Source organism: Pseudoalteromonas sp. BDTF-M6 (genome assembly GCF_018334135.1).
Classification (GTDB): Bacteria; Pseudomonadota; Gammaproteobacteria; order Enterobacterales; family Alteromonadaceae; genus Pseudoalteromonas.
In genome coordinates this window covers 91,502-108,999 of sequence record NZ_JAGXTQ010000008.1, presented here as the reverse complement: position 1 = coordinate 108,999, position 17,498 = coordinate 91,502, and the positions used below count along the sequence as shown (strand labels likewise).

15 protein-coding genes are annotated in these 17,498 nt (G+C 48.9%); 7 read left to right on the top strand and 8 right to left on the bottom strand.

The annotated features are described in order from the left end of the window. Nucleotides 1-559: 559 nt before the first annotated feature. The 3 genes from KD147_RS15825 to KD147_RS15815 all read left to right on the top strand — a co-directional run bounded on the left by KD147_RS15825 (nucleotide 560) and on the right by KD147_RS15815 (nucleotide 4,455). Nucleotides 560-1,174, top strand: coding sequence for a trimeric intracellular cation channel family protein (locus KD147_RS15825; protein WP_212548475.1), 615 nt, complete (start codon nucleotides 560-562; stop codon nucleotides 1,172-1,174). Nucleotides 1,175-1,209: 35 nt separating this feature from the next. Further along, nucleotides 1,210-2,715 carry a YifB family Mg chelatase-like AAA ATPase gene (locus tag KD147_RS15820; RefSeq protein ID WP_212548474.1) on the top strand — a complete coding sequence of 502 codons (1,506 nt, stop codon included), beginning with the start codon at nucleotides 1,210-1,212 and terminating at the stop codon, nucleotides 2,713-2,715. 63 nt (nucleotides 2,716-2,778) lie between these two features. Continuing rightward, nucleotides 2,779-4,455 carry an SEL1-like repeat protein gene (locus KD147_RS15815; protein WP_212548473.1) on the top strand — a complete coding sequence of 559 codons (1,677 nt, stop codon included), beginning with the start codon at nucleotides 2,779-2,781 and terminating at the stop codon, nucleotides 4,453-4,455. A 4-nt stretch (nucleotides 4,456-4,459) separates the two neighbouring features. Here KD147_RS15815 and KD147_RS15810 read toward each other — a convergent pair whose 3' ends face one another. After that, complete coding sequence (locus KD147_RS15810) at nucleotides 4,460-5,173, bottom strand: response regulator transcription factor (RefSeq protein WP_212548472.1); 714 nt, start codon at nucleotides 5,171-5,173, stop codon at nucleotides 4,460-4,462. A gap of 223 nt (nucleotides 5,174-5,396) precedes the next feature. Beyond that, the gene (locus tag KD147_RS15805; RefSeq protein ID WP_212548471.1) at nucleotides 5,397-6,707 is read right to left on the bottom strand and encodes a short-chain fatty acid transporter; all 1,311 of its coding nucleotides are present in this window, start codon (nucleotides 6,705-6,707) and stop codon (nucleotides 5,397-5,399) included. Between the two features lie 571 nt (nucleotides 6,708-7,278). Here KD147_RS15805 and KD147_RS15800 point away from each other — a divergent pair. Then, on the top strand, nucleotides 7,279-7,503 hold the full coding sequence (locus KD147_RS15800; protein ID WP_105253292.1) for a hypothetical protein: 225 nt from the start codon (nucleotides 7,279-7,281) through the stop codon (nucleotides 7,501-7,503). 33 nt (nucleotides 7,504-7,536) lie between these two features. On the opposite strand, the gene KD147_RS15795 is transcribed toward KD147_RS15800, so the two are convergent. Beyond that, on the bottom strand, nucleotides 7,537-8,484 hold the full coding sequence (locus tag KD147_RS15795; RefSeq protein ID WP_234399057.1) for an AEC family transporter: 948 nt from the start codon (nucleotides 8,482-8,484) through the stop codon (nucleotides 7,537-7,539). A gap of 243 nt (nucleotides 8,485-8,727) precedes the next feature. On the opposite strand from KD147_RS15795, the gene KD147_RS15790 reads away from it, so the two are divergent. Further along, nucleotides 8,728-9,108 (top strand): YacL family protein, encoded by a 381-nt coding sequence (locus KD147_RS15790; RefSeq protein ID WP_212548470.1) that lies wholly within the window; start codon nucleotides 8,728-8,730, stop codon nucleotides 9,106-9,108. Here KD147_RS15790 and KD147_RS15785 read toward each other — a convergent pair. From KD147_RS15785 to glnA, 5 genes are all read right to left on the bottom strand, one after another. Next, the gene (locus KD147_RS15785) at nucleotides 9,080-9,562 is read right to left on the bottom strand and encodes a cyclic nucleotide-binding domain-containing protein (protein ID WP_105253290.1); all 483 of its coding nucleotides are present in this window, start codon (nucleotides 9,560-9,562) and stop codon (nucleotides 9,080-9,082) included. The two genes, KD147_RS15790 and KD147_RS15785, sit on opposite strands and share 29 nt — an antisense overlap. A 15-nt stretch (nucleotides 9,563-9,577) precedes the next feature. Continuing rightward, nucleotides 9,578-10,969, bottom strand: a complete 1,392-nt coding sequence (gene ntrC / locus KD147_RS15780) for a nitrogen regulation protein NR(I) (RefSeq protein WP_105253289.1) — start codon at nucleotides 10,967-10,969, stop codon at nucleotides 9,578-9,580. An 18-nt stretch (nucleotides 10,970-10,987) separates the two neighbouring features. Further along, entirely contained in the window at nucleotides 10,988-12,040 is a 1,053-nt protein-coding gene (gene glnL / locus KD147_RS15775) for a nitrogen regulation protein NR(II) (protein WP_105253288.1), read from the bottom strand. Nucleotides 12,041-12,127: 87 nt separating this feature from the next. Then, nucleotides 12,128-12,661, bottom strand: coding sequence for a DUF4124 domain-containing protein (locus KD147_RS15770; protein WP_349304706.1), 534 nt, complete (start codon nucleotides 12,659-12,661; stop codon nucleotides 12,128-12,130). A 163-nt stretch (nucleotides 12,662-12,824) separates the two neighbouring features. Next, nucleotides 12,825-14,231 carry a glutamate--ammonia ligase gene (glnA, locus tag KD147_RS15765; protein ID WP_105253286.1) on the bottom strand — a complete coding sequence of 469 codons (1,407 nt, stop codon included), beginning with the start codon at nucleotides 14,229-14,231 and terminating at the stop codon, nucleotides 12,825-12,827. Between the two features lie 487 nt (nucleotides 14,232-14,718). Between glnA and typA the strand changes: the two genes are divergently transcribed. Further along, complete coding sequence (gene typA / locus KD147_RS15760) at nucleotides 14,719-16,545, top strand: translational GTPase TypA (RefSeq protein ID WP_105253285.1); 1,827 nt, start codon at nucleotides 14,719-14,721, stop codon at nucleotides 16,543-16,545. A gap of 205 nt (nucleotides 16,546-16,750) precedes the next feature. Then, the gene (locus tag KD147_RS15755; RefSeq protein WP_212548469.1) at nucleotides 16,751-17,473 is read left to right on the top strand and encodes a helix-turn-helix domain-containing protein; all 723 of its coding nucleotides are present in this window, start codon (nucleotides 16,751-16,753) and stop codon (nucleotides 17,471-17,473) included. Nucleotides 17,474-17,498: the final 25 nt, after the last annotated feature.

The following is a 17,498-nucleotide window of genomic DNA, read 5'->3' as shown; positions in this document are numbered from 1 at the left end:
CCGAACTCAGAAGTGAAACGGAACTGCGCCGATGATAGTGTGGCATTTGCCATGTGAAAGTAGGTCATCACCAGGCTCCTAATTTAAGAAACCCGTTGCAGCAATGCAGCGGGTTTTTTGCTTTCTGACTTTTGACCAATCTATTCAAAGCAGTTTATACCAATCTATAACACTCGAATAGCCGAGCCTTATTGTTATATAAGAGGTGGCACGATTAAGAGTGGTTTCAACTATACGTCCCTGTAGCTTGGTTACCTCGGTCGTCCATGACCTCACCTCAGTAAGCTGCGAAGCTGTGCTTCGGTCTTACTTCGCCTAATTAAAGAAACCCGTTGCAGCAATGAAGCGGGTTTTTTGCTTTCTGGCGTTTAAAACATTAAAACCCGTATCTAACCCTTCTTTGTTGCCCGTCTTGGGTCTGATTTATTGCTCCACTTAGAGTTGCACTGCAATAATTCGATGAGTATTGTCGCACCACTACCGAAAAGCCTGATCTAAACAAGGTTGCCAGTACTTTTATGCTTATGTTACAAAGAGTTTTTGTCCGTGAGCCGTGTCTATGTATGAGCTTTATCATTGGTTTGATCTGTTAGGTGTAGCCGTTTTTGCAATTTCAGGCACTCTCTTGGCTCATGAAAAGAATATGGATGGCTTTGGAGTAATCATCTTGGCCGCTGTGACCGCTATCGGTGGTGGTACCTTGCGCGATATGATTTTAGATGTGCCGGTGTTTTGGGTGCATGATACCAGTTACTTCATCACAATCCTTATCACGGCCTTTGTTACCATTGTGTGGCTTAACTACAAGCAAAGCTTCCCTCACTATTTCTTACAAGTCGCCGATGCCCTGGGGATTGCCTTCTTTGCCATTATGGGGGCTCAAAAAGCGCTTGATGTCGGGGTGCCAGCGATGACCGCGGTGATCATGGCGGTCCTCACCGGTTGTTTTGGTGGTGTTATTCGCGACGTCTTGGCGCGAGAGGTACCTATGCTACTCAAGGGTCCCTTATATGCCATTGCCTGTGTGGTCGGGGCCGGCTTATACATAGTCTTAATGCGCCTGGATACCAACCCACAGTTAGCCATGTGGTTAGGCGGTATCGCTACATTATTGGTTCGCCTTATCGCAATTCGTTGGAATCTGGGCTTATACGTTTTTCGATATCCTAGCTAGACTTAGATTAACTAGTCAGGCAAGGAGACAGGGATGTGTCTTTAGCGCAAGTATATACCCGTGAACAAATCGGCATCGAAGCCATTGAGGTCCGTGTTGAGGTCTATCTCGGCTCCGGCCTGCCCAGTTTTAATATCGTTGGTTTACCAGAAACCTCGGTAAAGGAAGCAAAAGACCGGGTGCGCAGTGCCATTGAAAATAGTCACTTTATCTTTCCCAGCCAACGCATTGTCGTTAACCTTGCACCCGCCGATCTGCCCAAAGAGGGAGGGCGTTACGATCTTGCCATCGCCGTGGGGATACTCATAGCCTCAGAGCAGCTTAAGTTTGCCAATCTTGCTGAGGTGGAGCTGCTCGCCGAGCTTGGGCTCGATGGTCAGCTGCGGCCGATCCGTGGGGTGATCCCTTCGGTGTTGGCCGCCAATAAGGCCAAACGCTTGGTGTATTTAAGTGCAGAAAATCAAGACGAGGCGGCGCTAATCGACACTGCCAAGGTCAAGTGCGCCTATTCACTACAGCAGCTCTGGCATGATCTGTCCGGCCAGCAGAAGCTGGACTTGGTGACGCCCCTTCCCATAGCGCAAAGGGCCAGGCCAGCGCCCGTTGACTTCAGTGACGTTAAGGGTCAAGCCATGGCCAAGCGGGTGTTGGAGATCGCCGCCGCCGGGGGCCATAACGTCCTCTTTAGCGGTCCCCCCGGAACGGGTAAGTCCATGTTGGCACAGCGGTTCGCGACAATATTGCCGCAAATGTCGACACAGCAGGCCTTGGAAACCGCTGCCGTATATTCGGTCTCGGGAAAAGCCATCGACGCTAGCCAATGGCTGCAGCGGCCTTTTCGTAGCCCTCATCATACCTGCTCCGCGGTCGCTTTGGTTGGCGGTTCATCGAAGCCGAAACCCGGGGAGATATCCCTTGCTCATAACGGCGTCTTGTTTTTGGACGAGCTGCCGGAATTTGAGCGTAAGGTGATAGACAGTTTAAGAGAGCCGATGGAAACCGGTAAGGTTACTATTTCTCGTGCGGCTCAGCAGGTGGACTTTCCTGCTCGTTTTCAGCTTATTGCTGCGCTCAACCCCAGTCCCACCGGGCATTATAGCGATAAGCGCGCTACCCCAGATCAGGTAATGCGTTATCTGGCGCGTATCTCGGGCCCTTTCATCGACCGCATAGACCTGCAGATTGAGCTGCCTCGCATTCCCAGTGCCCAGTTGCTATCACCTCATGCGGAGGAAGACAGCGCCACCATTCGCTCCCGTGTCATTGTGGCCTGGCAGAGGCAACAAGAGCGCCAAGGCAAGGCCAATGCCTTGCTCTCTGTTCAGGAGCTACAGACCCATTGCGCATTAACTTCACCTTGTCGTGATTACCTCGGTGCAGCCAGCGAGCAGTTTAAGTTATCGCCACGCTCTCATCAGCGCATTATCAAGGTTGCGAGAACCATAGCCGATCTTGCCGGCGAGCCCGAGATTTCTCAAGCCGCCATTAAAGAGGCTTTAAGTTATCGAGCCTTTGAACGCATGGTGGCGACGTTGGGGTAATAGCCGTTGCACCTGTATTTACCAGCTGTTAACATTGTTGGATTAGCCTTATTGGAGTGTTCAATGAAAAAGTGGATTTTTGCGGCCGCGCTGTTACCTCAACTTTGTCTGGCAAATGCCAGCGATGCCATGACTTTTTATCTTGATCAACAATACCAAAAAGCCTTTACCTTATTTGAGCAAACCGCCGAGCTTGGCGATGGTCGCAGTCAGTTTAACCTGGCGGTACAGTATCTGCGTGGACAAGGCGTGAAGGCCGATCCAATTAAGGCCTATGGTTATTTTTCCGTTGCCATAGACAATGATTTTAAAATGGCCGAGCAAGCTAGAAAGTCGGTGGCTCGACGCTTAGATAAGTCACAGTTAGTCAAGGCAAAAACTCTCGCCGCTGATCTTATCGCTCGTTACGGTAAATCCGGTAGTCAGAGCATCAATTATGAGTTAAGTCGCACCCTGAATTATAACCCGACCCCAGATAAAACCGTCAACCCAGCAACGGCTTACCCTGACGCACTGCAAGACGATGGTGTACCGGGCTTGGCCAGCTACCTTTTTGATATAGATAAAAATGGCGTGCCGCGGGATTTAGTTTTACTGAATTCCTATCCGGCTCCCGAGTTCGGTCAAAGCATTGCCGAAAAGCTCAGCCAGACGCGCTTTGTGGCCGCCGATAGAAAATTTAACAACGGTATTATTCGCGGTGTTTTTGCCGGTGCTCAAGACAGTGAAGTGAGTAAAAAGCTTGAGGCCAGAGCGCAGCAATTATTGCAACAGGCTAAAAGAGATGACGTTAATGCTCAGGCAGAGTTGGCCACACTATTAAAGTTGTTGAATGGCCAGCCTCAGTACCATGCTATCGACGGGGGGGTACAGGCCATACCGGTTGTGGCGCCACAAATTAGCTTTAGTAGTATCACGCAACCAGAATTTACCAAGCAGGCAAAGCTTGGGACCAATAATTTTAATTTTTCCTACCTGGTTAATCTGAATGCCGAGGGCAAGGTGGCCCAGTGGCAACCATTTGAGCAGGTAAAGATCCCCAAGGTATTACGTAAAAATGCCGAAAAGTTAATGAAGCAATGGCAGCTTAGTGCTGCGGACGGGGAGCTAAAAGATGAAAACTGGTACCACGTGCATTTTTCCTACAATAATCAGGATATCAATCCCGAGTATTTAAATGACCAGGTTCTCGCCTATGTGGATATTAAGCCACTGATTAACCAAGAAAAGGAAAAACAGTGGCGCTATTGGCAGCAGAAGGCCGCCATGGGCGGGCACAGCGATACACTTTTTCAACTTGGCGTGAACTGTAATCTACGTCTGCTAACCTTGGCAGCGAAGCAAGAGCACACTCGAGCACAATTACAACTGGGCAAATGCTTATTGGCTAAAGCCGATGGCGCCACGGTACATGCGGAGCAGGCTAAGTATTGGTTAGAAAAGGCGGCGCTGCAGGGCAACCTGATTGCTAAGCGTAAGCTGGCCGGTTGGTATGTGCGTTATTCCGATAATGGCAGTGAGCTGGAAAAGGCCATCGAGTTGGCCGAGGAAGTAGCGGATGAAAATGACCACCCGCTTGCATACGCTTACTTGGCCGCGGCACACGCTAAACTGGGTAACTTTGAAGAAGCCGTTGATTATCAGCAGCAGGCATTAAGCGAAGCCAATGAACAGGCCTTTGATCAGGCGCCGTTCCAACAGTCGCTGGCGGCTTACCAGCAAGGTAATATCCTGTTTTAAAGCCTTAACTTGAAGAGAGCATATAGCCTTTGCCACGCACAGTGACAATGCGCTTTTGCTCTTTTTCATCGCCAAGCTTCTTACGCAGGCGACCAATCAGCACATCCACGGTGCGATCCGTAGGGCTCCAATCCGGTTGTCCTATTTCCTCTGAGACCTTTTCCCGCGAGGTGGCCTTACCGGCATTAGCAATTAAACAAATCAAAACCTTATGTTCCGCCTCGGTAAGGCGCAGCTCTTCATTGCCGGCGGTGATCAGGGTGCGATTATCCGGGTGCAGTTTGAAATCCGCATACTCGATATATTCGGTGCTGTCATTGGCCTGACTTGCGGCGCCATGCAGACGTTTATACACGGCGCGCATGCGCAATTCGAGTTCCAGCAAATCAACGGGCTTACAAATATAGTCATCGGCCCCTTGCGCCAGACCTGCAATGCGATCCGATTGTGAGTCTCGGCTGGAGAGCATAATCACACCCATCTCGGTGAGGGTGCTTAGCTCTCGGGCGAGGGTGAGGCCATCCTTCGCGGGTAAGACAATATCGACTATGGCTAATTCAATCGCTTGCTGGGTATCGGCCTGTGATGCTTGCGCCAACGCCAATGCTTGCGCTCCTGTGCTATCGACATGGATGCAAAACTCGGTATTGGCAAAATGATTTTCGATGCGCTTAACAAGTAGCTCATCGTCTTCAACAAGTAACACATGAACGGGCATTTGGTTTTACCTAGCGTATTATTGACCTAAATAGGTGACGGTATTCACCCCAACTTTATAGTGTAATGGCCTCACTGCCAACTATTTACGTCAAAGCCTTGAGGCCTACCGTTATTGGTGAGTCTGTGTAAATAATATTTTGGTGCAGAGTATGTTCCGTAAATTACTCCCACATCATATTGTTAACGCCGGATTTTAGCGTGTGCCAATGTCAGTTTATGGCCTACGCGAGTAGAGCCAACAGCAAGATGATATACAGGCCGCTGACCAATAGTTGAATCAGGCAAAAGCCCATGATGTCTTTGGCCTTTAAGCCGGCAATAGCCAGCACCGGGATGGCCCAAAATGGCTGGATTAAGTTAGTCCAGGCATCGCCCCAAGACACGGCCAAAGCCACCGATGATACCGGCACTTCCAGGGCCTGAGCCGCAGGTAGCAGTAAAGGGGCTTGTACCGCCCATTGGCCGCCTCCCGAAGGAACGAAAATATTGACCAGGCCGGCGCTGAGAAAGCTCCAAATCGGCAAGGTGCTGCTGTCGGAAAGGGCGATAAACAGTTCAGATATGTCTTTGGCCAAGCCGCTTTGGCTCATCAGTGCCATTAGGCCAGCATAAAATGGGAATTGAATAACAATACCGCTGCCGCTGCGCACCGCATTATTGAGCTGGGTGATCAGCGCACTGGTGTTGGGCTGTAATAACAGGGCAAAAAATAAAAACAGGGCGATAATGGTGTTTAGATTCAACCCTTGTGCGCCCGTATAAAAGCTGCTGCCCAAATAAATAAGCCCCAGTATGCCAAGCGTCGCGGTGGGCCAGCGAGCCAGCTCTAAGGCGTTGCCTGATGCGTTCTGTTCTGTCATTTCGTTATCGGGGCGCAGTTGCTGAGCATCGACATAAACGGCGTCTTGTGGCTTAGGCAGCAAGCAGTAATTAAGCAGCGGCAAAATAACGGCCAGGCCAATGACCAGTGCCAGGTTCAGTGTTGAGAACAGGGTTTGCGAGGTGTCGATCAGACCAATTTGCTGTTCGGCAAAATGCCCAGGGGTGGCTATGGTCAGTGGTATTGAGCCGGACAGGCCGCCATGCCAAATAATAAAGCCGGAATAAGCACTGGCCACCAATACTCGGTAGTCTACGCGACAAAAACGAGCCACCGCCTTGGCAAACAGGGCGCCGACAACCAGGCCAAAACCCCAGTTAAGCCAGCTGGCTAAAAGGGCGACCAAGGTGGTGACGACCACCGCCTTACCGGGCGTGTCCAATCGTCGGGCGACAAAATTTAAACCGCGCTCAACGCTGGGCGTGGTTGCCAGCAAATAGCCACATACCAAGACCAGCAGCATCTGCATGGCAAAGGTAAAGAGGTTGCTAATGCCGCCCCCCCACATCTGCACTAGGGTTAGTGGTGAATGATCACTGCTTAGAAGAGCGAGTATAAAACTGACCAGGGTTAACAACATAACGATCAGCAGCGGGTCCGGCATGTATTTGTCGGTCAGTTTGGCTATGGGTTTGGCAATTTTGGCGAGCATAGGTCTGCAACTATTTGGTATTAATTATTAGGGTCTGTTTATCTTTGCGGTTTACTTTATGTTCAATCTAAACGCATTCTGATGAATATAATCACTGATTTATGTGGTTAAATTCATCCATGAAGCTTGGTTACATCGCGCATCCATGCGCTCACCTCGCTAAGCTGCGAAGCATTGCTTCGGTCTTGCTCGCCTATGTACATAGCGAGCAACACAGAGCAGGATGCGTTTAGGTGAACCCATAGGGCAGCGCTTGTAGCGCATTTCTACTGTGTTGTTACATGTTCATGTAGAATAACTACACCACACATGTGCCGCCTTGTATAAATACACTACAAACTGCTGCAGAAACAAACAACAAAGGTCAACAGACCCTATTGTCTTAACTATTACTCTCTTAACATAGATAGGGTAATGTTAAAAAGACTAAACTTTAGCATGATAGGCTAAAGTTATTGGAATTACAAAATGGCTTTTATCTTAACTGACTGAAAATTAAGTATAAAAAGTTGGCCTGAATATTGTAATTGGTTATGGTAATTAAGAATAGTAATTGACTAACGAGGCTTATATGTCAGGACAAGGTTCAGGTGGTAACGTAATCGCCGCTTTATGTAATGTATTCTTCCCAGGACTGGGGCAGTTGGTACAGGGGCGTATTCTCGCGGCCTTGTTATTTGCCATCTTCTTTTTCGGTGGTGCTGCCTTATGGTTTTTGGTCGTACCCGGCATTGTTGCTGCAATTGCGTATGTGTGGGCCATTATCGACGCCGCCAAATACCGCTCTTACGATTGAATCGGAAAAAAGCGTGCCTAGAGCACGCTTTTTTTATACCAAGGTCAGCCAGAAGAAAAAGCTGATGATGCTTAGCAGGGTGCTCAATACCACAGTACTCGCCAGCACCTCGCTGCGGGTATCAAGTTGTTTCGCCACCAAGTAGGCGTTTACACCCAAAGGCGAGGCACTCAGCAAAACCACGAGCAAGACTTGTGGTTGTGGCAAGGTAAAAATTTGGCTGGCGAGCAGCCACACCAAGGCGGGTAAGAGCAACAACTTGCTCACAGAGAGCATCAGGGCCAAGTGTAGCCCGGGACGAATTTGGTAATGATGTAAGTTGGCGCCCAATACAAACAGGGCTCCGGCAATGGCGGGCTCTGCTAACAGCGCCAGGCCGCTTTCCAAGGGTTTGGGTAAGGCCAGACCGCTTAGGTTGAATAGCAGCCCCAAGCTAATGGCCATGATCACCGGATTAAACACCAGCTGGCGCACCGTGGTCAGCCAGCTTACTCGTTGCGAGCGCCCGGAAAAAGCATAGGTCAGTAAAAATAGCAGGGCGCTGTGAAAGGTTATAAGCACAAACACGGTGGCGGCAATGTCCTTGCCCAGTGCCTGAATCGCAATGGGAAGACCGATTAAAACTGTGTTGGAATAGCTGGCCCCCAGTGCCAGCACCGCTCCCTGTGCCCAGTCTCCGCAGTAGGACTTATAAAGAATCAGCATCAGGGTGAAGATCAGTACAACCGGAATATAAAAGCTCAGCATCAGCTCCAGGCTAAGCACACTGCTTAGCTGTGCCTGCGCCATATTGATAAATAAAAACACCGGAATACTGATGTAAAAGATAAAGCGGCTGATACCGGAGAGTTGCTCGCCGTTAAGAAAGCGCAGTTTGGCACAGGTAAAGCCGACTCCGGCGATAAAAATCAGTGGAAAAATAATGGCAAAGGTATCGAGCATGGTGATAGTAACTAGCGGTACATGAAGAGATTTTAACATGCTCAGGGAGTAGACCGGACAACTAATTCCCTGGGCAATAGTTAAGTATATGATCGGAGATAGCGCTGGATAAATGATGTGATAACAAGGCGGAATTTTTCTTATGTAGTTATTCTCCATAGAAAAATCCCAACACAGTGAGCATGATATTTAGCCCGCTAGAATGATTAGCTATTTAAGTTAATTGGTTAAAGCTATGCTTGTTGGTATGATGCGCGCCTTATTCGCAAGGGCCTAAATACTATGGAATATCAGCTATATTCTGATCCCCTTTGGGGCAAGCGTGTGAAGCTCAGTGACGAGCACCGTTTGGTGGCGCGCTGGTTCAACGATGAGTTATATGACAATGATGAACTGTTACAGCGTTTTCAGCAGGCGCTAAACCAGGAGTCGTCACGAAGTTCGGCGAACGGCGCTCAAGAGCTGGTGATCAACGGTAAAGAGATGCGGGTAGTGATGGCTCACGGAGAGGTGCTTTTTGAAAGTCACGGTTTGCATCATGGTGAGGATGACCTTGACGCCTATGCCGCGGATGAGCTCGTGCTGGATGAGTCTGAATTAGTTGCCGCGTGTGGCATTGAAGACCTGCTCGCCCTTATGCAGGCGTGGCAGACGTTTCGCTAACATCACCATTATGGGAGCTGAGCTTGGCAATACGCTCACTCATGCCGACAATCAATTGATCTTTTATCTTTTCCCGCACCACAACCGGTAGCTTGATCAGCGCCTGTGGATCTATGGCCAGCACTACGGTATCGATATTGGCGCGGGCATTGGTGCTGCGCTCTCTGTGGCTGATAAAGGCCCCTTCACCGACAAATTCGCCGGGATGAATATGACCCAGGTTTTTATTATCATGCTGGCGAAAGACGATTAATTCACCGCTGAGCACGATATAGAGGTACTGGTTCTGTTGCTCATGCTGTTTAAACACATATTGCCCCTGGCGCACCATATACCAATGCGAAAAGGACTCCAGCAGCATTTGCCGCTCGGCCAGCTCAAAATCGCGGAAGAAGGGCACCCTGTTAATGATTTCCATGCGTTTAAACATGGCGATGTTTTCCAGTAGTCTCATAGCCTTTTACGCCTGTTAGGACGTGGTAATATTGCGCTCTTTTAACTTACGCGTCAATGTGTTGCGTCCCCAACCAATGCGCAGCGCCGCTTCTTGCTTATGACCACCACAGCTGGCCAGGGCCGATTTGATCAGGCGCGTTTCCAACTGAGCCTGAATATCGGGCCAGACATTGTCTTTGCCTTGTTTAAATTCGTTGTTAAGCCACTGCTGGAATAGATCCAGCCAGTCGGCATCGACTTCCTGCTCGGTGTTGGCACTGAGCTCAGGCGGCAGATCTTCCGCACCTATATATTCCCCCGGCGCCATAACCGTGAGCCAGCGGCAGGTATTTTCGAGCTGTCTCACATTACCCGGCCAATGGAACAGTTTCATCTGCTCACACGCCTGTGGGCTTAGGGTTTTACTGGCCACCTTTAATTCCTGGGCGCTTTTGTTGAGGAAGTATTCGGCTAACTGCTCTATGTCTTCGGTGCGCTCGCGCAGTGGCGGCAATTTTAAACGCACCACATTTAAACGGTGGAATAAATCTTCCCGGAACTTGCCCTGTTGCGCCAGGCGCTCTAAATCCTGGTGGGTGGCGGCGATGATGCGCACATCCACCTTAATGCTCTGGTGGCCGCCAACGCGATAAAACTCACCGTCGGCCAGTACCCGCAATAAGCGGGTTTGCACGTCCAAAGGCATATCGCCGATTTCATCGAGGAACAAGGTGCCGCCATTGGCTTGCTCGAAGCGTCCCTTGCGTACGCTGTCGGCACCGGTGAAGGCACCTTTTTCATGGCCAAAGAGCTCGGACTCCACCAAATCCTTGGGGATGGCGGCCATGTTCAGGGCGATAAAGGGGTTATCCTTACGTGGGCTATGTTGGTGCAAGGCACTGGCGACCAGTTCTTTACCCGTACCAGACTCGCCGTTGATCAGTACGCTCATACTGGAGGCGCTGAGCTTACCTATGGCGCGAAAGACCTCCTGCATGGCTGGCGCCTCGCCGATAATTACCGAACGCTTTTGTTCCTTGGTGGCTTTTTTAGCTTTCTTTTGCGAGTGGGCACGTACGGCGCGATCAACCACGTTGACCGCTTCTTCCAGATCAAAGGGTTTGGCCAGGTATTCAAAGGCCCCTTTTTGAAAGGCCTGCACCGCCGAGTCCAAATCCGAATGGGCGGTCATGATGATCACCGGTAGATTGGGGTTCTCTTCGCTGATTTGCTCTAACAAGGCCATGCCGTCCATTCCGGGCATGCGTACATCCGAGAGCAGTACCGCGGGCTGAGAAAAGGTCAGGGCGGTTAATACATCCTGGGCGTTATCAAAGCTTTCCACCTGAAAACCGCTGCGCGTGAGCGCCTTTTGCAGCACAAAGCGAATCGATGCGTCGTCATCTACCAACCAAACAGATTTCATCATAGCCCTCTTAGCCGCTTACAGTGGCAAGTACAGTGTAAACTCAGTATGGCCCGGCCAGCTATCGCACTCGATAAAGCCTTGATGTTGATCGATCAAGGTTTGTGCTATCGACAGTCCCAATCCCGAGCCCCCTTCCTTATTGGTGACCATGGGATAAAACAGGGTTTCCTTTACCTCGGGCGCTATGCCTGGGCCATTATCACAAATTTTGATCTGCAGGGCTTTTTTGAGTGTCGTATCGTAGCGGCGCACATGATAGCGCACCCGGGTCGATACCTTAATTTCGCCTCCGGCACTGAGCGCCTGCATGGCATTGCGCACTATGTTAAGGAGGACCTGCTGAATTTTATCGCCGTCAACCACCACATCCGGAATGCTCGGGTCGTAGTCTTTAATTAGCGCAATATCTTTATTGTTATCCAGCACGCAGAGCTTTAATACATTCTCGAGGGTTTGGTGGATATTGGTCGCTTGCTTTTGTAAGCGTTGGTTTGGTCCCAACAACCTATCCACCAATTGTCTTAATCTATCCGCTTCGTGAATGATTAGCTGTGCACACTCATCGCGCTCCTGCTGATCAACCTCATATTGCAATAATTGCGCCGCTCCGCGAATTCCACCGAGGGGATTTTTAATTTCGTGCGCTAAATTGCGGATCAGGGTTCTGGCCGCCTGATGTTGGTGCATTTGGTTGGAAGCCTGATCGAGGCGAATTTCTTCATCCGTTTGGCGGATTTCAAGCAGTAAAAATGCTTCGCCGTGGTAATTAATTCTGCGACTATTGAGCGCTAAGTTGGCATGGCGGGTATCGACAAAAACCACGTCAGCCCTGTGCTGGTGGCAATCCACCCCTTGCTTGAGGGTGTAGTTGGCGATGCGCTCAAGCTCCACCGAGTGATAGTTAAAAAGCGAGGTGAAGGGTTGGCCTTGAATGCGCTTTAGGCCCTGCCCAAGCAGTTCGGTGCAACTGGTGTTGGCATAAACCAGGTTAAAATCTTTATCTAAAATTAATATGGCAGTATGCAGGTTTTCCCACATCTGTTGGAAAAAATCGCCGTGAAGTTTCATCTTTAGTAGTCGGTTGCACCAGTATGGTGCAACTATCTTAGCAGGTTTAAGGAGGAGTGCGCAGCTATTTCCTTGGCGCCACTCCGGTTAAGGGCCGGTGATCACCGAACGGCGATGCATAAAGAAGGTGACGGACTTGGAGCTGGCCAATACCTCGCCCTCACTATTGAGCAGCTTCAATACCAGGTTGTGCTCACCGCGATCGACGTCACGCAGGGCAAAAAGGCTGGAACTTTGTGGCTCGCCATAGGCTTGACCGTCCATAAACAGCTGGACGCTGTGCCCTTGCAAAAACCTTGGTTTCACCTGCCCGCTGATATGCACCGAACCTGTGTTGTCTCGGATGGTTTCTTCCTGCGTCGGAGAGGTGATGGTGATATTAAACTTTACCGCCTCCAGTTCGTCATCGGTTTCGTCGAGAACACTGGTGTCTATGGTGGGCATGTTCATGATCGGCGCGTTCAGGGTGACTTTTTCCGCCCCTTTACGCGGGGTGTCAGAAAACACCAATACGCCATTCTCATCCTTGTAAACGTAGATGCTTTTGCTCGGTGCGGCCCATGCTGTACTGAGAATAGATAGCAGCACGACCATGCTTAAAATATACAGCCTTGTGTTCACGTGAAATCCTATTTTATGGTTGTTATTCTTATAGTTACCAAAATAAGCCAAGTTATTGGCTAAGTGTTAACTTTAGTCCAAAGGTTGTATTTTTTCCATAAAAAAAGCCTGCAGAGCAGGCTTTGAGAACACACATGATATAACTAAATTGTCATTATCTAGTTTATACGCTGTAGTACATTTCGAACTCAACAGGGTGAGTTGTCATGTTCAGCTTTTCAACTTCTTGTGACTTAAGCGCGATATAAGCGTCGATTAGGTCATTAGTGAATACGCCACCTTGAGTTAGGAACTCACGGTCTGCATCTAGACAAGCAAGGGCTTCGTCTAGTGAAGATGCAACAGTTGGGATTTCTGCCGCTTCTTCTGCAGGTAGGTCGTATAGATCCTTGTCCATGGCATCGCCAGGGTGGATCTTGTTCTTAATACCGTCAAGGCCAGCCATTAGCATTGCAGAGAAGGCTAGGTATGGGTTAGCCGTTGGGTCAGGGAAGCGCACTTCGATACGACGACCTTTTTCCGAAGGAACCACAGGAATACGGATAGAAGCAGAACGGTTACGTGCTGAGTAAGCAAGCATTACCGGCGCTTCGAAGCCTGGAACTAGACGCTTGTATGAGTTAGTTGAAGCGTTAGCGAAGGCGTTGATCGCTTTAGCGTGCTTGATGATACCACCGATGTAGTAAAGAGCTTCTTCAGAAAGACCGCCGTACTTGTCACCAGCGAAGATGTTTTTGCCATCTTTACCTAGTGATTGGTGACAGTGCATACCAGAACCGTTATCACCTACGATTGGCTTAGGCATGAAGGTTGCCGTTTTACCGTAAAGGTGCGCCATGTTGTGGATAACGTACTTCATTTCCTGAATTTCGTCCGCTTTCAATACCATGGTATTGAAGCGAGTAGCGATCTCGTTCTGACCTGCTGTTGCTACTTCGTGGTGGTGTGCTTCAACAACCTGACCTAGCTCTTCAAGAACTAGACACGTTGCGCTACGCCAGTCTTGTGAAGAATCAACAGGTGCAACCGGGAAGTAACCGCCTTTAACGCCTGGACGGTGACCCGTGTTACCGCCTTCGTAATCTTTATCTGAGTTCCAAGACGCTTCTTCGGCATCGATTTTGTACATAGAGCCAGACATATCGGTTTTGTACTTCACGTCGTCAAACAGGAAGAACTCAGGCTCTGGACCGAATAGTACAGTGTCAGCGATACCGGTAGAGCGCATGTACTCTTCGGCACGCTTAGCTACTGAACGGGGGTCACGCTCATAGCCTTGTAAAGTTGAAGGCTCAACTACGTCACAACGTACGATAAGTGTGGTTTCTTCTGCGAACGGGTCAAGCTTAGCGCTGTCAGCGTCAGGTAGAAGCACCATGTCAGATTCGTTAATGCCTTTCCAACCAGCGATTGAAGAGCCATCGAACATCTTACCTTCTTCGAAGAAATCTTCGTCTGCTTGGTGATGTGGGATAGAAACGTGCTGTTCTTTACCCTTGGTATCGGTAAAACGTAAATCTACGAACTTAACGTCATTTTCTTTAATAAAAGTTAAAACCGTATGAGACATGTGTCCTCCAACTAGGAATATTTTGTGTGCTGCATGTTACTGCAATTGTGCGCTAGTAAGCTTAAAGCGTGCCAACTTTTCAACCTTCTATTTATAAAGGGTTTTTTGTAAATATAATTTCTGGCTTTAGTTTTTTTGCACCTTTTTGGTGCGCTGTTGCGTTATTTTAGTGCGTACACATTTGCACTGCCGAGGCGCGGCCGAGGCGTGTTAGTCGCCCCTTGTTTGTTAGTTAAACACCTTCGCTTTTCAAGATACATAGGTTAGCTGAAAAATACCTGCTAAGATTTTCGCTGTGGTTGATTTTTATCCACTTTAATGGCGTGTTGTGACAATTAGGTCACAGTCACAGAAAAATAATGTTGGATAAACTTTCATCTAGTGACGTTATAAGGGATAATACGCGCCCTTTTAAACCCAACGCTGGTAGCTGTTTGCCGGGCGTGGATCATCTAGGAACAATGAGGCTTGCCTCTTAAGTAGATATATGAGCATCGAAAAGTTAAGAAATATTGCGATTATCGCGCACGTTGACCATGGTAAAACGACTCTGGTTGATAAATTGCTTGAGCAATCGGGCACACTGCAAACTCGCGGTGGTAACGAAGAGCGAGTGATGGACTCCAACGACATTGAAAAAGAGCGTGGCATTACCATCCTAGCCAAAAACACGGCAATCAACTGGAAAGATTACCATATCAACATCGTGGATACTCCGGGACACGCTGACTTCGGTGGTGAAGTAGAGCGCGTACTATCGATGGCTGATTCTGTACTTCTTCTTGTCGATGCTCAAGAAGGTCCTATGCCGCAAACGCGTTTCGTAACGCAGAAAGCGTTCGCACAGGGTTTGAAGCCAATCGTTGTTATCAACAAAATCGACAAGCCGGGTGCGCGTCCTGATTGGGTAATGGACCAGGTTTTCGATCTATTCGACAACCTAGGTGCGACCGACGAACAGCTAGACTTTAAAGTGATCTACGCATCGGCTATCAATGGCTGGGCGACGCTTGATCTTGATGAGCCATCAGACAACATGGAACCCATGTTCGAAGCCATCATCAATGAAGTAGAAGCACCGGATGCGGACCCTCAAGGTGCACTGCAAATGCAGATCTCTCAGCTTGATTACAACTCTTACGTAGGTGTAATCGGTGTTGGTCGTATCAAACGCGGTACCGTGAAGGTGAACCAACAAGTAACTGTGATTGGTGCTGATGGTAAAACGCGTAACGGTAAAGTAGGTCAGGTATTGACTTACCTAGGTCTTGATCGTCACGAAGCGCAAGAAGCCACTGCGGGCGACATCATCGCTATTACCGGTCTTGGCGAGCTGAAAATCTCTGACACTATCTGTGACGTAAATAACGTTGAAGCACTTCCTCCGCTAAGCGTAGATGAGCCAACGGTAACCATGACTTTCTCTGTAAACACCTCACCGTTTGCAGGCCAAGAAGGTAAATACGTAACGTCACGTAACATTTTAGAGCGTCTAGAAGCCGAACTAGTACACAACGTAGCGCTACGCGTTGAAGAAACGGACAACCCAGATAGCTTCCGTGTATCGGGTCGTGGTGAACTACACCTAGGCGTATTGATTGAAAACATGCGTCGTGAAGGTTACGAGCTGGCGGTATCTCGCCCTGAAGTAATCCTTCGTGAAGTTGACGGTGTACTTGAAGAACCGTATGAAACGGTCACCATTGACTGTGAAGAAGAACACCAAGGTTCAATCATGGAGCAGCTTGGTCTGCGTAAAGCGGAAATGACCGACATGTCTCCAGATGGCAAAGGTCGTATCCGTATGGACTTCATGGTTCCTAGCCGTGGTCTAATCGGTTTCCAAACTGACTTCATGACGCTAACGTCGGGTTCTGGTTTGATGTACCACACCTTCGATCACTACGGTCCTCACAAAGGCGGTAAGATCGGTCAACGTAAGAACGGTGTATTGATTGCTAATGCTCAAGGTAAAGCGCTAACTAACGCGCTATTTAACCTACAAGAGCGTGGTAAGCTATTCATCGGTCACGGTGTTGAAGTATACGAAGGTATGGTTATCGGTATTCACAGCCGTGATAACGACCTAACTGTAAACGCCCTTAAAGGTAAGCAGTTAACCAACGTACGTGCCTCAGGTACCGACGAAGCGCAAACCCTAGTTCCACCTATCAAGATGACCCTTGAGCAAGCGCTTGAGTTTATCGATGATGATGAACTGGTAGAAGTAACGCCTGAAAACATCCGCATTCGTAAGCGTTTCCTAACGGAAAACGAGCGTAAGCGTGCTTCGCGTGAAGCGAAGAAAAGCTAATTAGCTCCTTGAGCTAGTTGCAAAAAAGAGCCCGCATTGATTGCGGGCTTTTTTGTGCGCTTTAAAAAGTTGCCGCGCAAAGTTCACTTAGTTCTTTGATAAGTGAATAGTCATTTGAAAATTTTTGAGTATTCATCACTATTCATGTTTTTATTCTTTAAGGAATTAGAAAGACTTGGGCTGATTATCTACACGGAGAGCAGAAATGAGTTTAGGAACGGCAATAAAAAATCTGCGTCAGCAGTATCAGTTGAGTCAGCCCGAGCTGGCGGTCAAGGTAGGCATAGAGCAAAGCTACTTGTCTAAGATTGAAAATGATAAATCGACCCCTTCTCACGATATCTTTGAGCGCTTATTAAGCGCGTTTAATCTTACCGTCGAACAGTTTATGGAACAGTTGGGAGAGGGTATAGACCGCGGGCAGCTGAACCAAATCACGCAAACCAAGCAATATCTGCAACAACAGCAAAGTGCGTTACAGCGTCGCCGGGCACAGATGCAGATTTGGGCCATTGCCTTGATTGCGTTTGGCAGTGCACTTTTCTATTGCGCCCACAATGCCCTGCTGTTCCCTGAGCGGCAAATCGTTTATGAGTCGCAAGGGGTGATAAAAGATTCTGAGCCAGATGATGTTTTTTCAAGGTGGCGCCATTTGTTAGCTGATGAGCAAGACCACGAAGAAGTGGATAAGAAGCGAAAGGAAATGTATCTGCGGGCCGATAAAACCTATAGATACAGTTTTGATATGCTAGGGATAAAATTTGAAGAGCGGGTTGATGGTGGAAGACGGGTGTTTTTCCAAAGTACCGCGATTGATCATCCCAGGATGATAAATGGTGTGCTGACCTTCATTGCTGTGTTTGCTTTTGTCAGCGGCGTGATGCTGGTCGTGACGCCAGCCTTAAATGGGCGCAGTAAAAAACGTTAGGCAGAGACGGCGTATTGACGCCGTC

What these genes read in the sequence shown, in the direction of transcription:
- KD147_RS15755 (WP_212548469.1), top strand. Translation starts at nt 16,751, where the DNA reads ATGAGTTTAGGAACGGCAATAAAAAATCTGCGTCAGCAGTATCAGTTG.
- KD147_RS15795 (WP_234399057.1), bottom strand. Translation starts at nt 8,484, where the DNA reads ATGTTAAAATCTCTTCATGTACCGCTAGTTACTATCACCATGCTCGAT.
- ntrC (WP_105253289.1), bottom strand. Translation starts at nt 10,969, where the DNA reads ATGAAATCTGTTTGGTTGGTAGATGACGACGCATCGATTCGCTTTGTG.
- KD147_RS15810 (WP_212548472.1), bottom strand. Translation starts at nt 5,173, where the DNA reads ATGCCCGTTCATGTGTTACTTGTTGAAGACGATGAGCTACTTGTTAAG.
- KD147_RS15815 (WP_212548473.1), top strand. Translation starts at nt 2,779, where the DNA reads ATGAAAAAGTGGATTTTTGCGGCCGCGCTGTTACCTCAACTTTGTCTG.
- glnA (WP_105253286.1), bottom strand. Translation starts at nt 14,231, where the DNA reads ATGTCTCATACGGTTTTAACTTTTATTAAAGAAAATGACGTTAAGTTC.
- KD147_RS15805 (WP_212548471.1), bottom strand. Translation starts at nt 6,707, where the DNA reads ATGCTCGCCAAAATTGCCAAACCCATAGCCAAACTGACCGACAAATAC.
- KD147_RS15785 (WP_105253290.1), bottom strand. Translation starts at nt 9,562, where the DNA reads ATGAGACTACTGGAAAACATCGCCATGTTTAAACGCATGGAAATCATT.
- KD147_RS15790 (WP_212548470.1), top strand. Translation starts at nt 8,728, where the DNA reads ATGGAATATCAGCTATATTCTGATCCCCTTTGGGGCAAGCGTGTGAAG.
- glnL (WP_105253288.1), bottom strand. Translation starts at nt 12,040, where the DNA reads ATGAAACTTCACGGCGATTTTTTCCAACAGATGTGGGAAAACCTGCAT.
- KD147_RS15800 (WP_105253292.1), top strand. Translation starts at nt 7,279, where the DNA reads ATGTCAGGACAAGGTTCAGGTGGTAACGTAATCGCCGCTTTATGTAAT.
- KD147_RS15825 (WP_212548475.1), top strand. Translation starts at nt 560, where the DNA reads ATGTATGAGCTTTATCATTGGTTTGATCTGTTAGGTGTAGCCGTTTTT.
- typA (WP_105253285.1), top strand. Translation starts at nt 14,719, where the DNA reads ATGAGCATCGAAAAGTTAAGAAATATTGCGATTATCGCGCACGTTGAC.